Source organism: Betaproteobacteria bacterium (assembly GCA_009693245.1).
GTDB lineage: Bacteria > Pseudomonadota > Gammaproteobacteria > Burkholderiales > SHXO01 > SHXO01.
The window spans coordinates 1-15,912 of sequence record SHXO01000017.1; the positions used below are offsets into that span (position 1 = coordinate 1).

16 protein-coding genes are annotated in these 15,912 nt (G+C 60.6%); all 16 read right to left on the reverse strand.

What is annotated here, in order from left to right:
- On the reverse strand, positions 1-676 hold a 676-nt coding region (locus tag EXR36_04425), incomplete at its 3' end, for a hypothetical protein (GenBank protein ID MSQ58891.1).
- 104 nt (positions 677-780) lie between these two features.
- Positions 781-1,104: a type II toxin-antitoxin system RelE/ParE family toxin gene (locus EXR36_04430; protein ID MSQ58892.1), complete on the reverse strand. Its 324-nt coding sequence runs from the start codon at positions 1,102-1,104 to the stop codon at positions 781-783.
- Positions 1,101-1,409 carry a ribbon-helix-helix protein, CopG family gene (locus tag EXR36_04435; protein ID MSQ58893.1) on the reverse strand — a complete coding sequence of 103 codons (309 nt, stop codon included), beginning with the start codon at positions 1,407-1,409 and terminating at the stop codon, positions 1,101-1,103. Before EXR36_04435 ends, EXR36_04430 begins: the two co-directional genes overlap by 4 nt.
- A gap of 60 nt (positions 1,410-1,469) precedes the next feature.
- Complete coding sequence (locus EXR36_04440) at positions 1,470-2,669, reverse strand: MFS transporter (protein MSQ58894.1); 1,200 nt, start codon at positions 2,667-2,669, stop codon at positions 1,470-1,472.
- 45 nt (positions 2,670-2,714) lie between these two features.
- Complete coding sequence (locus EXR36_04445) at positions 2,715-3,251, reverse strand: metal-dependent hydrolase (protein ID MSQ58895.1); 537 nt, start codon at positions 3,249-3,251, stop codon at positions 2,715-2,717.
- Positions 3,252-3,258: 7 nt separating this feature from the next.
- Complete coding sequence (locus EXR36_04450) at positions 3,259-3,990, reverse strand: D-alanyl-D-alanine carboxypeptidase family protein (GenBank protein MSQ58896.1); 732 nt, start codon at positions 3,988-3,990, stop codon at positions 3,259-3,261.
- Positions 3,972-5,261 carry an FAD-binding oxidoreductase gene (locus tag EXR36_04455; GenBank protein ID MSQ58897.1) on the reverse strand — a complete coding sequence of 430 codons (1,290 nt, stop codon included), beginning with the start codon at positions 5,259-5,261 and terminating at the stop codon, positions 3,972-3,974. The genes EXR36_04450 and EXR36_04455 overlap by 19 nt, the downstream gene beginning before the upstream one ends.
- Before the next feature lie 38 nt (positions 5,262-5,299).
- Entirely contained in the window at positions 5,300-6,562 is a 1,263-nt protein-coding gene (locus EXR36_04460; protein MSQ58898.1) for a class I SAM-dependent methyltransferase, read from the reverse strand.
- 35 nt (positions 6,563-6,597) lie between these two features.
- Positions 6,598-7,134: a 2OG-Fe(II) oxygenase gene (locus tag EXR36_04465; GenBank protein ID MSQ58899.1), complete on the reverse strand. Its 537-nt coding sequence runs from the start codon at positions 7,132-7,134 to the stop codon at positions 6,598-6,600.
- A gap of 73 nt (positions 7,135-7,207) precedes the next feature.
- Positions 7,208-9,766, reverse strand: a complete 2,559-nt coding sequence (locus EXR36_04470) for a glycosyltransferase family 1 protein (GenBank protein MSQ58900.1) — start codon at positions 9,764-9,766, stop codon at positions 7,208-7,210.
- Between the two features lie 58 nt (positions 9,767-9,824).
- A complete protein-coding gene (gene hslU, locus EXR36_04475) occupies positions 9,825-11,168 on the reverse strand; it encodes an ATP-dependent protease ATPase subunit HslU (GenBank protein MSQ58901.1) in 1,344 nt (447 codons plus the stop codon).
- A gap of 79 nt (positions 11,169-11,247) precedes the next feature.
- Positions 11,248-11,781, reverse strand: coding sequence for an ATP-dependent protease subunit HslV (gene hslV / locus EXR36_04480; protein ID MSQ58902.1), 534 nt, complete (start codon positions 11,779-11,781; stop codon positions 11,248-11,250).
- A 17-nt stretch (positions 11,782-11,798) separates the two neighbouring features.
- Positions 11,799-12,836 carry a hypothetical protein gene (locus EXR36_04485; protein ID MSQ58903.1) on the reverse strand — a complete coding sequence of 346 codons (1,038 nt, stop codon included), beginning with the start codon at positions 12,834-12,836 and terminating at the stop codon, positions 11,799-11,801.
- 84 nt (positions 12,837-12,920) lie between these two features.
- Positions 12,921-13,673 (reverse strand): metal ABC transporter permease, encoded by a 753-nt coding sequence (locus EXR36_04490; protein MSQ58904.1) that lies wholly within the window; start codon positions 13,671-13,673, stop codon positions 12,921-12,923.
- A 12-nt stretch (positions 13,674-13,685) separates the two neighbouring features.
- Positions 13,686-14,594: a zinc ABC transporter substrate-binding protein gene (locus EXR36_04495; GenBank protein MSQ58905.1), complete on the reverse strand. Its 909-nt coding sequence runs from the start codon at positions 14,592-14,594 to the stop codon at positions 13,686-13,688.
- A gap of 12 nt (positions 14,595-14,606) precedes the next feature.
- Positions 14,607-15,869: a hypothetical protein gene (locus EXR36_04500; GenBank protein ID MSQ58906.1), complete on the reverse strand. Its 1,263-nt coding sequence runs from the start codon at positions 15,867-15,869 to the stop codon at positions 14,607-14,609.
- Positions 15,870-15,912 lie beyond the last annotated feature (43 nt).

A 15,912-nucleotide genomic window follows, 5' to 3' on the forward strand; every position in this document is an offset into this window, starting at 1 on the left:
GGTGGGTTGAGGCTGAGATCACGATTTCGTCTGCTGAGGCTAATCCCTGCAGCCGCGCCGCAAGGTTAGGGGTTTCCCCGACAGCAAGCTTGGGTATGGAGGCATCGCCGCCACCGGTTTCGCCCACCACGACCGGGCCGGTGGCGATGCCAACGCGCACGCAAAGTGGGGCTGGCGCCGCGGCTTTCTTCACCGCACCCACGATCTCCAACGCCGATCTCACCGCCCGCTCCGCATCGTCCTCATGCGCGCGCGGAAATCCGAAGTAGACCATCAACCCATCGCCCAAATACTGCGTCACGTGGCCTTCGTACTTCTCGATAACGCTTCGGCACGCCTGCTGGTACTGCTTCATTAAGTCGCGCAACGCCTCCGGATCGAGCTGCTGCGCGAGCGCGGTCGAGCCGACCAAGCCGCAGAACATGATTGTGAGCTGGCGGCGTTCGGCTTCGGCAATGACTTCGTTCATCGCCGGATCGAGTGCGGGCGGAGCGCCGAGCGTTTCCACCGCTTCGAGAAATCGCTTGCGATGGCCTAAAGTCAGACCGAGATCTTTAAGATCCGCCTCGGTCAGCTTGCGCGCCACCGCGAAGTCAACATCATTCTCGGCGAACACGGACGCGTATTGCTCTAGGCCGTATTGGCGCAGCCAGTCCGCGAAAGACGACACCACCACTGTTCTCCCGAAAGTGTCGTACGTGCCGGCGCACCGCTTCGCCGGGACCCATGTTCGCTAGAGTACGGCAGCGACCACAGGGTGTGGAACTTCTTCTCGTACCGTCACCGCCCTCGGTAGCCAGCCTCCCGCTGATGACGAATGGAGACTACGCGAACCAACTTTTCCACCTGCGAGTATTCGTAGAGCGCGACGTATCCTGTCTTGCCTTGCGAAATAACCAACTCTCGGAGCATTGGGCGAGGCCGGCCAGCGGCTGCGCCGCCCACGCTACGAATAAGCCGGCCAATCTGGGGATGCTGCTCCAGGACGAGTGTCGCGGTTCGAATGTTTTCTACGTGGTCCAGGGCCGTTTCCGGATCGCGCTCGAAGTTGAATTCGAAGATGCGCTCTATATCGGCCAGCGCTTCTTCGGCAAAGACGATCACGGCAGTTTGCGTGGCTTTGGCCTTACGGGAGTTTCGCCCTTTGCCAGGCGCGAAAAATACTCAAAGACCTCCTTTGCGGGAATACCTACTCCCGCCTTCTTCATCTTGGCCAGTCTGCGAGCGGCTTCAGCCTGAAATACGGCGCGCGCTTCTTCATCCTCTATCTTCTCGCGGATCGCTTCGAGCATGAAGGCGTGCGGGGTAACCTCGCGAGCTTTGGCTAGTTTGGCGATACGGGTCTTTACGTCTTCGGGAACTCGCAGGGAAATTGCCATGAAAAGAATAGTATTACATTTGAGATACATGAAATCGTACTACCCGCTATCGCAGGTGGTCAAGTCCGCGAATGGAAGGGGCGGGACCCGCTACGACACCGGCCGAATACCCCACGCAATCCGAATTCCGGCCAGCGTGCAGGCCACCGCGATCAAACCCACCACCCAGTAGCGCGTGAGGGCGCCGGTGTCAGTGTGGCAGACGATGAATCCCCCGCAGAGCGAGGCCAACCCTGATGAGAAGTGTTGGAGGGCCGTATTAAAACTCATCAAGCTGCCGCGCATGCTCGGTTGCGCGCTGGCGTTCACCAGCGCCATGGCCGGGACGAAGCGGCCGGAGACGAATATGAAAAACAAGGTGCTGCTGCAAAGCATGAGCCAAAGCGGCACGGGAGGAAGATTGGTGACCGTCACCAGCGGGATTAGCGAGAGGATAGCAACGACGGCGAATACTTCGCGCTTGCCATGACGGTCCGACAGGCGGCCGATGAAGCGCGAAGTGAAAGCGGTGGCCAGCCCGCCGAAAAAGTAGATGTAGGGCAAGTCGCTCTCCTTGATCCCGACGTTGCTCACCGCATATGGGCTCAAGAACGGGATGACGGAAAATCCCCCGAACACGAGCATGGCGGGCAACGCCAAGGCGCGGCGGTGATTCGCATCCGCGAACACGGTGCGCATTTGTTGCAAGGCTTTTGTGGCGGACCTTCCCTCCCGCATATGCGCACGCATTTGCGGGACGGTCCTCCACACGCCGAACAGGACGAGCGAGGACACGGCGGCGAGAAACAGAAAAGGGGCGCGCCACTGGAACTGGTTGGCGAGGAAGAGCCCGGTGGGAACTCCCGCGACGGCGGCGATGGAGAATGCGGACATCACCGCGCCGGTGGCGGCGCCGCGCCTTTCTTGCGGAATAGCGTCTCCGAGGATGGCATGGACCACCGCACCCGCCACGCCGCCAAAGGCGCCGGCGACGATGCGCGCGGCCAGCAACGTCCCATAACCAGCAGCAAAACCGCATAGCAGTGTGGACACCACGAATCCGGCGTAAAGAAAGAGCAAGGCTCGCTTGCGATCGAAGCGGTCTATGTAGAACGCCGTCAGCAATGCCGAGAGCGCCGCGCTCAAGGTATAGGCCGCCACCAAGAAACCGAATTCGCGCGCGCCGATGTGAAGCACGCGCATCAACTGCGGGCCCAGGGGCATCAGCACCATGAAATCCATGATGTGCGTGAACTGGACACTCGCCAAGATGACGACGAGAAGGCGCTCGCTGATGACGTGGTTTTTCAAGTTATAAACTTCACTGCGCGGACGCGGCACGGAGGGTAAGATACTTCAAAAATCTCTCTTGCGATGGCGCACGGCGCAGAAGGCGATGATCAGGGCACTGGGTATTCCTACCCAGACTAGTTCGCTGTAAATCGTCTCCAAACCGCGATCGGAAAAAAATCCCGCGCCGATGGGCGAGACTTTGATGGGCGTGACCGGAAAGAAATAACGTCCGTGATCGATGGGCCAGAAAAACGCCACGCCCAACCCTCCGTTGGTGAGCGCATCGAGCACACCATGGAAAGCCACGCACAGCAGCAGAAATGCGCAGAGACTCCGCCGGTAGCGCGCCCACATGGGTTCCCGGTAGAAAACCCATAGCGCGGCGAAGGCCAGCAGCGCCGCGAATACGAGGGAATGGGTAAACCCCCGGTGCCCGAACGGGTGCGAGTAAGGAATGCCCAGCGAAAAGGCGAGCACATCGAGGTCGGGAATGATGGCGCACGTCATGCCGATAAGGACAGGTTTGATGCCGAGGCCACGCGGTAATACCGCAGTCCCGATGGCGGCGCTCGCCAAGACGTGAGAAAAAATAGTGGGCATGGATGCGCTACGCCGCGGGCTGGGGTGAAATGTGAGCGAGTACGGTGGCCGAAGGTTGCGCCACGTTCGCCACGTATTGGCGCATGAGAGCGGGCAAGGATCGCAGAACCAAATCCAGGCCCAGGAGATCCGCCGCCTGGAGGGCTTGCGCCACCACGTCACCGGTTAGAGCAGCTTGCGCGAGCGTGGAAGCCGGCGCGTAGCTGATGTGCCAGGGCTCGGGCGATATGCCGCCGCGTTCCTGGTCGTAAGGGCGAAAGAAACCGAAGCGATCCAGATTCGCGCCAAGCCATTGCGAGAGCCTGCCGAATATTCCGTCAGGCGCATACTCTTCGGGAATCAATTGCACGCGGTAGGATTCGGGCATGGAAGCATGGTCGTACACGTCTATTTCCGTACCCCAGTGATGCCGGCTGGTGCCGGGCAGCGCTGACCAGACGAGGATCGCATCGATCTTCTGCTCATCTGTAAGCGCCGAGGCGTCCATGACTTGCCCGTCACGGCTATAAAGCGTGCGCTCGCCGCGAAACTTGCGATTCCAGATCAGCACCTGGGTATCGAAGTCACGAAAGCTGCTATAGGGGCGCAAGTCAATACCCTCCCGCGCGGCTTCGGCGCGCATCGCCAGGAAAGGTTGGACCACGCCGTGATGCAAGGCGCAGCGCGGCTCATCGAGTTGCGTGATGTGCGTGCGGGCACGCCCGGTGAGTTCGAGTTCGTTCAGTGCCGCAGGACGCATTTTTCAAAAAGACCGGGAAGTAAGCGCACTGGATCGTAGCGCGATTTGAGTTGCTCGTAGGCGTGGCGGTCGTAGCTCCGCCAAAACTCCTCTTCGGTGAAGTAGATGTCCGAGTACAAGGACTTGATGCTGTCTAGACGCGCCACTTCGCCCTCGATCAAACGGTTGTGGTGCCCGTGCGCAAACGGCTCGCGCGTGCGCACCACGTCCCAGAAGCCGAAATTCACGTAGGTGACGCCCGCTTGCATGGGAAACAGCGGGTAGCGGCGGCGGGAATCGTACACCCGGACGGGGCATATCCAGACGGGCAGGATGCCGGTCTCTTTCATCAAGAAGGCGAGAAACTCCGCGCAATGTTCCAAGGGGATATCCACGTCTTGGATGACGGATTCGCGGTGCATGCCCGTCAGACGATCCAAGCGCTGAGTCACGCGCCAGCGGCTGTTCCAGCGCATGACCTGGGTGTAGAAACGCGAATTCAAGCGCCGGCGGCCCAGCAGCCGGCGCACTAGGGGTTGCTGGGCGCCAAAATTCTTCGAGCACCAAAACCAATCCGTGTCCCAGCGCCAAAGGTAATCCTCGGTGCGCAAGTAGTCCTCTTCGCGGTTTAGCAAGGAGCGGTAGTAGATGTGCTCGAAGGTGTAATCGCTGCTGTAGGGAGCCTGCTCGCAAAAGCGGCCCCTGCACAGCACCATTTCACTGCCGCCGAACACCACGCCATCGAGGAAATCGGTGTCTTCTTGGCATGCGGCTCCCAGGTCGCGAAAGAAATGTTCCGAATCTTGGTAGCGGCGGTATTCGGTGCGCACGAAAGCCTTCACGGGAACCGCCTTCGCGCGCACCCGCAACGCATACCCCAGGGTCCCGTAGGAGTTGGGCAGCCCAAGGAAGAGGTCGCGATGCTCGTTTTCTGGCGTACATAGCACGACCTCGGCATTGGATAGCAACACGTCCATTTCCTGAACTGTTTCATGCACCAAACCGTACTTGAAGGCCGAGGACTCGATGCCCACGCCTGCCACGGCACCGCCCAAGGTGATGGATTTGAGTTGCAGCACCACGGCCGGCATCACGCCTTGGGGGAGGCTCGCGGCCACGAGAGCATCGTAAGGGGTCATGCCTTCCGCCTCGATCCAGCCCTCCTCCTTGTTGACCCCGAGAACGTGATGAAAGTCGCGCACGTCCAAACGGTGCTTGCTCGCTGCCGCGCGGTCGCGGAAAAGATTGGGGGTTCGTTTATCGAGGCCCACGGGCCCGCGGGCCGCCACCATATCGCGCACCAATCGCTCCCGGCGTTGGGCGTGGGAGGTCACTTCGCGGTTGCCTCTTCCGGAACGGGCGCATGGGAGGAAGCAGTATCTTCGGCGTACAAAAAGAAACGGCTCATGGGATAGGCGTTGCGCGCGACATTGCCTTTGCTGAATACGATCTGGAACAGACCGGTGTTGCTGCGCGGAGATCTGAACATCTCCGCGCACGAGTACAAGTACGTGCGCCACACGCGGCGAAAACGCTCATTGAACCGCCGCGTGTTGAGCGCCTGAATTCTCGGCCAGTGGCTATCGAAGCGTTCGGCCCAGGCATCGAGGGTATGGGCGTAGTGCCGCCGTAAATTCTCCACGTCCAGCACTTCCAGTCCGCAGGCCTCCATGGCCGCCAGGGTTTCGGACAAGCTGGGGATCCAGCCGCCCGGAAACACATGCTTCCGGATGTAGAACTCCGTATCCCGAACGCCCACGTGACCGATGAAATGGAGCATTCCGAGGCCGCCGCGTTTAAGAAACCGCGCGTGCGCCTGCACCACTTCCTCCAACTGGTCGCGGCCGGCGTGTTCCAGGACGCCGATGGAAACGACTTTGTCGTACTCTTTATCCACCTCTCGAAAATCCGCTTCGCGCACGCTCAGGGAATCGTTCATCCCGCGGCGGGAGATTTCATCGCGCAGCCAAGGTACTTGCTCGCTGGCGTTGTTCAGGCCCGTGACCCGCGCGCCGTGATGTTGGCGCGCGTGAAACATGAAGCCGCCAAAGCCGCAGCCGATATCCACCACGCTGTCCCCCGGCCGCAACCGCACCTTCTTGCACACATGCTCCCCCTTGTTGCGCTGGGCCTCTTCCAGGTTCGTGGCGCCTTCCTTCCAATAGGCGCAGGTGTACATCATGAGATCCCGGTCTAGCCATTGACCGTAGAAATCTTCTCCCAAGCAGTAGTGAAAGCGCGCATTGTTCTTGGCTTGTTTCATCCGGCGGTTCGAGTACCGCAACTCGTGCCACTGGTTGCGTATCCACACCAGGGGATTGCGCCGGCTTTCGAACCCGCTCTCGAAGGCGATGCGAAAGGGCAGCGCGAAGTCTCCGTCCACATCGAGCTGGCCGTCGAAATAGGCCTCCAGGAATCCCACATGACCTTGGGCTAGCGCACGCAATTCTCCGAGCAGGGAGTTGAATCGCAACTTCAGCGCGTGGTCTTCCGCGCGGTTACGATGGACCGAACCGTCGGCGAAAGTAGTTTCGAACGACAACGCCGTGCGCGTCCCGAGCGATGAAATAAGCGGTCTGAGCGGTGAGGCCACGTATTCCTCCTGCGATGGACGGATGGGGACTGGCGCTAAGCACGTACTTTAAACCACCCCGTGAAGCTCCAGCGTTCGCGCGTGGCGGGAAGCACTTCGTGATGGATGCGGCCGCTCAGAAAAGCCACCAGCGTGCCACCTTCTGGCAACACATCCACGCAGTCATCCTGTTCGCGGCCTGGATACATCCGCAGTTGGCCACCATCGGCTGGCTGCCACGCTTCGTTGAGATAAAGAATGCACGATACAACATGCGCGGAGCCATCGCTGAAGCGGTCCAGGTGGCGGGCGTAATGAGCACCCGGCGCGTAGCGGGTGAGATGCGCTTCGAATTCAAACAGCCCGAGGTAGAGCTGTTCGTTAAGCGCGAGCCGTAGAGTCTCGAACCCGGAGAACAGCGAACTCAGCGCTGGTTCGTCCGCGTCCACCCAGCAGATGGAGTCTGCGCGCACGGACGCGTTGGCTTCCCGCTTGCGCCCGATACCTCCCGCCGTGAAGGCCCCGGTTTGCCAGCGCTCGCGGGCGTAGGTTCTTAGCTGCTCCACTTGCTCTGACGGCATGGCCGACGGCACGACGCACCATCCCTGGCCATACAGGGCCGCGCTTAAGCGTTGTATCCGCGAGGGTGAAAGATCCAGCAACGGATTACAACCAGCGCATCATTCCCATTTCGAAGGGATTGGCGAGCAACTCATGGTGAGGGTACACGCGCACACTGTATTCCAGCTTGCCGCACATGCCAGGCGTGAAATCGAACCTGAAGCGGTGTTCGCCGCGATCGGTGGTTCCTTCCAGGCATGTCAGCGGGTAGCCGCTCTTGACTTGCAGGTGCGCTTCGGAGGTATCGCGTTGAACCATGACTTCCACCGTCACGTCCTCGGGCCGCAACCCATTGAGTTGCACGGCCACTTCCATGGACATGGATTCGCTGAACCAGATGTTGCGCCGTGGCGTATCCAGGCGGCGAATTTGCACGTCTGACCAGCCCTTGCGCACCCTCGCCTTCCAGGCGGCGAGTTCCTTCGCGCCCTGAAAATCGCCGCCATGCAGGAGCGCGCCCTGCCGTGTGGCGGGGACGTAGAAGTTTTGCAGGTACTCCGTCAGCATGCGCGTGGAACTGAAACGCGGCATGAGGGTCGCCATGGAGCGCTTGGCCATGCGTACCCAGTTAGGCGAATAGCCCATGTCGTTGCGGCCGTAATAGGTGGGAATGACCTGGTCTTGCAGCAGCTCGTAAAGGGATTTCGATTCCTCCGCGTTGCGCTTGGCTTCGTCCGCGTTCTCCGCGACGGGCTTGATGGCCCATCCGTTATGGCCGTCGTAACCTTCATCCCACCAGCCATCGAGCACGCTGAGGTTCAAGGTGCCGTTGATGCCCGCCTTCATGCCGGAAGTACCGCTTGCCTCCAGGGGATAGACCGGGTTATTGAGCCACACGTCCACCCCCGAGACCAGGAAGCGGGCGAGCCGCATGTCGTAGTCTTCCACCAGAAGCATGCGGCCCTCGAACTCCGGGTGCTTGGAGATCTCCGAGATGCGGCGAATGATGTCCTGCCCTGGCCGGTCCGCGGGGTGAGCCTTGCCGGCAAAAAGGAAAAGAACGGGTTTTTCGTCGTTGCACAGGATCTGGCGTAACCAATCCAGGTTCTCGAAGATGAGACCGGCGCGCTTGTAGGTAGCGAAGCGGCGCGCGAATCCGATGGTGAGAACCTTCGGATGGTCCATATCCGCGAACTTGAGCAAGCGGTCCAGGTGCGCCTGCGAGCCCCGGTTGCGCAGATGCTGGCTGGTGATTCGCTGGCGGACGACCTTGAGCATCTGCGCTTTCAGCGTTTGGCGCACGCTCCAAAACAACTGGTCGGGGATGGCATCGATACGCTCCCAGAATTCCGGATCGGTCAGGTGGCGGGTCCAGTCGAATCCCAGGTACTTCTCGAACTGGTCCGCCCATTCCTGCGCCAGCCAAGTCTGCACGTGCACCCCGTTGGTGACGTAACTCATGGGGTTGTCTTTCGCATCGATCTGCGGCCAATGGCCCGCGCAGATATTTGACGACACGACGCCATGTATGCGGCTCACACCGTTGTGAAAGCGCGAGCAATTGATGGCGAGCGCGGTCATGTTGAAATCGTGCACGTTGTGGACTCGCCCCAAGTCGCGCAATTCGTCGCGCGACATGTTCATCTGCCCGCACAGTTTTTCGAAGTAATGCCACATGACGTCTTGCGCGAAATAATCGTGGCCCGCGGGCACGGGCGTGTGGGTGGTGAAAACCGAGTTCGCCGCGACGGCCTCCAGCGCGCCAGGCAGGTCCATGCCCAGGCTGGCCATTTGCCGCATGCGCTCAAGCACCAGGAAGGCGGCGTGCCCTTCGTTCATATGCCATGCCGTGGGCTGAATGTTCAGAGCTTCCAGTGCCCGCACTCCGCCTATGCCGAGAATGATCTCCTGCTCGATGCGCATGGTCCGATCGCCCCCGTACAACTGGTGGGTAATGTGGCGGCTGTGCTCGTCGTTCTCCGGAAGATCCGTGTCGAGGAGATAAAGGTTCACATGCCCGCAGCGTGCCCGCCATACCTTGCACGATACCTGGCGCCCAGGAAAATCCACGGCGATCTTGAGTTCGGCGCCGTTGGTGGCGAGGACGGGCGTGACTGGCAAGGCCTCGAACTCGGAATAGGGATACACCGCTTTTTGCACGCCTTCCGAATCGATGGTCTGCGTGAAATAGCCTTGGCGGTAGAGCAAGCCCACGCCCACGAAGGGTAAATGCAGATCGCTTGCCGTCTTGCAGTGATCTCCCGCCAAGATACCCAAGCCGCCAGAATAAATGGGGAAACTTTCGTGGAATCCAAACTCCGCGCAGAAGTAGGCGATGAGATCGTCGCGCCCCAGGGCTTCCGTGGTGGACTTGGGCGCGGCCTCGCCGTGATAGGCATCGTAGGTGGAGAGCACGCGCTGGTAATTGCGCAGAAACACCGGATCCTCGGCGGCTTCGTTCAGCCGCCTCTCGTCCAGCCGCCGCAAAAAGGCCTTCGGGCTGTGGCCTATGGCATCCCACAAGCCAGGGTGAAGCCGGGCAAACATGGTTCGCGTGGGCCGGTCCCAGCTATACCAGAGGTTGTTCGCCAACTCTTCTAGCCGCGCGAGTTTGCGCGGCACACGCGGGTTGACTTCGAGATGATAAGTTTGTCGTTCCTGCATGGCCAGGGCCTATTCTATGGATATACCTTTCGGGGCATGGCATTCGCCATGACAGCCCTTACAAGACGTACCGTGCAAGGTCCTCGCTGCTCGCGAGAGCCTTGAGACGGCCATCCACATAATCGGCATCGAGTTTGACGGCTTGAGCTTGGAACTTCGAGACATCGAAGGACACTTCCTCCAGCAGCTTTTCCATCACCGTGTAAAGGCGGCGCGCTCCTATGTTCTCGGTCTTCTCGTTCACTTGCCAGGCGATTTGGGCAAGGCGTTTGATACCTCCGGATTGAAAATCGAGCTTGACCCCTTCGGTCTCCAACAGCGCCTCGTACTGGCGCGTCAAGCAGGCATCGGTGCTGGTGAGAATGCGCTCGAAATCTTCCACCGACAACGGGTTCAACTCGACGCGAATGGGAAAGCGGCCCTGTAGTTCTGGAATGAGATCCGAGGGCTTGGATAGGTGAAAGGCGCCGCTGCCGATGAACAAGATGTGATCGGTCTTGATCATGCCGTACTTGGTGGAGACGGCGGTGCCCTCCACCAGCGGCAGCAAATCGCGCTGTACGCCTTGGCGCGACACATCGGCACCATGGCTTTCGGAGCGGCTGGTGATCTTGTCGATCTCGTCGAGAAAGACGATGCCGTTTTGTTCCACGTTGCGCAGCGCTTGCGACTTCAAATCCTCGTCGTTGACCAGCTTGGCGGCTTCTTCGTCGGTGAGCATCTTGAGCGCATCGCGGACCTTGAGCTTGCGCGCGCGCCGCCGCTGGCCGCCGATATTCTGGAACATGGATTGAATCTGCGTGGTCAGCTCCTCCATGCCGGGAGGCGCCAGAATCTCCATGTGCGGGCTCACGGCCGCGACTTCTATCTCGATATCGCGTTCATCCAATTCGCCCTCGCGCAGCTTCTTGCGAAACTTCTGCCGCGTGGGGTTCTCCGCGGCGGACTCATCGCGAGCCTCGGCACTTTCGAATCCGCCATCGCGCGCGGGCGTCAATAACAAGTCGAGGATGCGCTCCTCGGCCACATCCTCCGCGCGGCGGCGCACCTTCTTGGTTTCCTGCTCGCGCGCCTGCTTGATGGCGGACTCCACCAAATCGCGAATGATGGTATCCACGTCCCGGCCCACGTAGCCGACCTCGGTGAACTTGGTGGCTTCCACCTTGATGAAAGGCGCGTTGGCGAGCTTGGCCAAACGGCGCGCGATCTCGGTCTTTCCCACACCCGTGGGACCGATCATCAAGATGTTCTTCGGCGTGATCTCCTGGCGCAGTGGCTCGGGGACCTGCTGGCGGCGCCAGCGGTTGCGCAGCGCGATGGCCACCGCGCGCTTGGCAGCCGTTTGGCCAACGATGTGTTTGTCCAGTTCATGGACGATTTCCTGGGGGGTCATTTCCGACATGGATGTCTTTTGTAAAGGCGTGAGACGTGAAGCGTGAGACGTGATGCGCGGGGGTGTTTCACCCTTCACGCTTCACCTTTCACGCCTCACCGAGTTCTTCAATGACATGCGACTGATTCGTATAGATGCAAATATCTCCCGCTATCTCCAGCGATTTCTTGACGATGTCGGCGGCGCGCAGCGTGGTATTTTCCAGCAATGCTCGCGCGGCGCTTTGGGCGTAGGCGCCGCCGCTGCCTATGGCGACGATGCCAAGCTCGGGTTCCAGCACGTCGCCGCTGCCGGTGATGATGAGGGAATTCTCGGCGTCGGCCACGGCGAGCATGGCTTCGAGCCGGCGCAATATGCGGTCCGTGCGCCAGTCCTTGGCAAGTTCCACGGCGGAGCGCAGCAAATGGCCTTGGTGCTTCTCCAACTTTCCTTCGAAGCGTTCGAACAAGGTAAAGGCGTCCGCCGTGCCGCCAGCGAAGCCCGCGAGAATTTTTTCGTGATACAGGCGCCGCACCTTGCGGGCACTGGCCTTCAACACGATGTTGCCCAAGGTCACTTGGCCGTCTCCGCCCAAGGCCACATTGCTACCGCGCCGGACGGACAAGATGGTGGTGCCGTGCATGATTTCGCTCACGGGGATTATTTCCCAGCCTTCACGGCGGTGGAGTTACTCTTGGTGATCGCGGTTAAGGTGACCATCGGATTGATTTCCAATAATCGCAATAGCGTCATGATCAAACTATGCTGGCGCAGCAGGCGAACGACCTTTCCTTGCGCGACGAGAGCGTCGCACACATTGACGAAGGAGCGCGCAGCCGCCACGTCCATGCGGTGCAAGTGTGACATGTCCACATTCACATATTTGCCGGAGAGCGCGAACATTTGCAACTCGGCCAGATGAAAAACTTTCGCTCCCAGAAGCGTTCCACCGAGGCGAAGGATCTCCGGCCCCGCCTGGTAACGCGGCTCGCCGCGCTTTTCCTTGATTTCCGGAACGCCAACGACTGGGCTCACCAGGGGCTCCCACTCCGCCGGCCAGGCGCCAAATGCCAAGAAATACTCCTTCGCCACGCGCGTGTGCTCCTGCTCGTCCCCGTTGATGCGGGCGAGCAGCAAGAGCAACCCCCACGCCGGGCGGTAATCCGCGTCGTGGGCGATCAAGCCTCTATGGCAGTGGACCAATCGCGCCACTCCGGTCAGGTATATACCGATCCCCCCTTCAATCATCCGGTTCAGCGTATCGAATAGAACGCTGCACGCTTGCCGGTCGAGCGTTCGTAAACAGGTCGCGTCGACCCTGATGACCGCGGAACGCTCCATGGAGCCCCCGCGGTTCAGCGCGATGGCGGAGGTGAGGTCCATGTCGCCCCCCAGTTCCACGCAAGCCTTCGCGCCCAGGCGCAGGTCGGGAAGTAACTTTGCCTCATCCACCAAGGGATCCCAAGGAGGCGGTTCGGACGCAAACTCCGCCTTCCAGCGCTTGGCTAGATGCTGGAAGGCTTGCTTATCCGCGCGCAAGCGAAACAGGTCCAGCGCCATGCGCCATAAGTCTTCACCAGATTTCCCGGCTATGCCATGGGTCAAGAGCGCTTGCACTTCGTCCAACCGGTCCTCGGCGAAAAGCACCGCAGCCTGTTCGGCGGGAGAGAGCGATCGGGATAAAAGGGTGTCGGCCACGGGGCGGCGGTAATCAGTGCGGGAACGAGGATACCGAGTCTACTGGAATAGCGGACGAAACCACGCCGGGTTAAGGACTGGACATCATCCCCGCGCCGGCCTCGCCCCGCAAAGGCTGCTATACGCGATTCCCGTCAGGGCCAAGGCCCATACGATCACGGCACCCGTTGGCAAATCCGAGGCGGCGGACACGGCGAGCCCCAAGGCATAGCCGGCAACGCTCACGGCATAGGTTTTAAGCATGCGGCGATGCGGGGTATTACGCGTGGCGAGCGCCGGAATGATGAGCGTGGCAAACACCAGATAGATCCCAACCATCTGCACGGATGCGGTAACCGCAAGCCCGAATAGCACGTAAAAACCGATGCGTCCCACGCGCGCCTCGCCGAGGGCGAACCACACGCCGCACACGGCCACCGTGAGCGCCGCGACGCCAGTGAGCTGCGCAGGGCTCACCCATAGAATTTGGCCGATCAGCAATTCCCGCAGATGCTCTCCGGCGTGCGGATTGCCCGCGAGCAACAAGATCTCCAGCGTCGCGGCGAGCACGAACACGCAACCGATGATGGCTTCCTGCGCATCGGGCCAGCGCTTCTCCGTCCATGTGAGAAAAAAGGCACCTAGCAGCGCGGCCCCCAAGGCGGCAAGTTGCACGGCATACCCTTGGTGCTCCCAACCGAATAGGTCGGCGGCGATCACGCCTGCCCCGGCGATCTGGGCGATGGCGATGTCGATGAACACGATGCCGCGCGCGAGCACTTGCATGCCCAGGGGCACATGGGTCGCCGTGACAAGCAGTCCGGCGAGGAGCGCCGGTGCCAGAATCGTGAGATCGATGGTGTTCACGGTTTATTTCCCGGCGGCTTTGCGCAGGCGCGCGAGAGTGTCGTCGAAGAGGCTGAACAAATCCTTGGCCCCTGGGGTGCCACCAACCGTGAAGGGCAGCTCCACGACGGGGAGTTTGGTGCGCTCGGCCAGCCATTGCGGCGCCTTGGGATCGTTATACGCCATACGCAGAATCATGTCGGCGCCTTGTGTTTTCAGATTCTCCAGCAGTTCCGATAAATGCCCGGCGGTGGGCGGGATGCCAGGTTTGGGCTCCAGATTCATGACCTCCTTCATGCTCAGCCAATGCAGGAGATAGCTCGCGCCCTTGTGGTAACCGACCACGCGCAGCCCTTTCAGGCCGGATGCATCTTGTTCCCAGCGCTTGACGGCTTGCGCCCAGCGCTGCTGAAAATCCGCGCCGCGTGCCGTGTAATAGGCTGCATTGGCGGCATCGATTCGTGCCAGCCGCTTGGAAAGCTCCTGCGCGACCTTGGCGATGTTATGCGGGTCAAGCTGGATGTGGGGATTTCCCTCGGGGTGTATGTCGCCTTGCGCGCGGTCGAGGCGGGTGGGAATTTCCAGCTTGTCCGCGAACGCGGCGGCGAGGAAATGCCCAGGCTGCCCGGCCAGCACTTTGCGGTTGCCCGCGGTTTGCAACAACACCGGCAGCCAGCCCGCTTCCAAGTCCGCGCCCGTGCAGGCCACCAGATCCGCGTTGCGCATGCGGGCCACGAGGCTAGGCCGTGCTTCCACCCGGTGGGGGTCCTGTAAAGCGGTGGTGGCTTGATACACCGATACCTTGTCACCGCCCAGTTCCTGAACCAATGCCGACCATTCCGGGACGCAGGCGAAGACGTTCACCGCGGCCCTGGCGGCATGAATTGGGGCCAGGGCGACGATGAAAACAACGACATGAAGACTTCTAAACATTGGGGATCTCCGTTAGAACTTGTGGGCGCCGTGGGCACCCAGGCTCATGATGTACTGAAGCACGATCTGGTTGTCGGTTTCGCCGAAACGCGATTGGTCGCGCGCGAACTGCAAGCGCAGGCGCGAGAATTCCGAGGGCGAGAAGTCCGCCATGAGGCTCACCCGCCTGGGATCGTGGGCCGCAAGGACGGGAAAATCGGCGGCCGAGAGCGTGCCGTTGTTCACCATCCCGATGGCAACCTCGCCGCTGTCGAGTTGGTCGTATCGCGCCCCCACCCGCCAACGCGGCATGAACTGATACACAGCTTGCGCGTTCCAGCCCGATTGCTTGCTTTCGTAAGAAGCGCCCCGCCCGGCGTTGAGCGTGTCGAAGGCGAGATCTCCGCTTTCCTTGCGCTGGAAATATTCCGCCTGAAATTTGAAGTTATGCGCGCTCGGGTCGCCGTTGGGCGCCCACTTCCACACGAAGTCCGCGCCCCACAGCTTGCTCTTGCCAGAGAATGCATTCGTGACAGCCGTGCCGGCGGAATCCGTGTCCCTGTACGCACGATCCTTGGCCCGCACTTGCCTGAAGGAAAGTCCGGCACGGTAGCTGTGGCCCACGCCAACATCGCCGCCTATATGAACAAAGGCGCCCGCGCCGTTGCCGCCATTTTTTCTCTGGTCAGAACCGGGAAATCCCGAACCGCGGCCGCCCTCGATTCCGATCTCCAAGAAAAGCAGTGTAGGGGCCAGGTAGCGCACCTGAATCCCGTCGTCGGAGTACTGCCCTCCGAAAAACGCTTGGTGAAGCAAGGGCAGATCGCTGAAATCCCAGGCGTGGGCGTGTTGCTCGTTTTGGTATCCCAGCGAGGTGAAGAAACGCCCGAACTTGATGGTTAATCCCGGTAGTGCCCCGGCATTTTGGATATGGGCCTCCTCGACTGAAACTTGTTCGTCTGGGGAGAGGGCTACCGCCACATAACCGGAAAAGTACGGGTCGATGTTCGCGGACAAAGTGAGTTCTGATTCGCCGATACCGAAACCGCGCTCACCCGGCCCTGTTTCTTCTCCGCCGGGAATGAACCCGCCCAATTGCCAGGTGGCGGGATCCTTGGACAGATAGCGGTACTTGCCATCCAGGATGAGCGAGATGGCGGGATTAAAGGCGGAAGCACCCGTACGGACGGTATTCGTAACGGCGGGGTTCGGTCTGGGCTCCGCGTCCTGCGCGTTGCCGGTCAATGGAAAGCAAAGTGAGATGGCGGAAGCCATCGCGATGAGTCTGTAATTCACGGTGAGTCTCCTCTAGACCAAGAAGAATAGGCACGCCCATGCC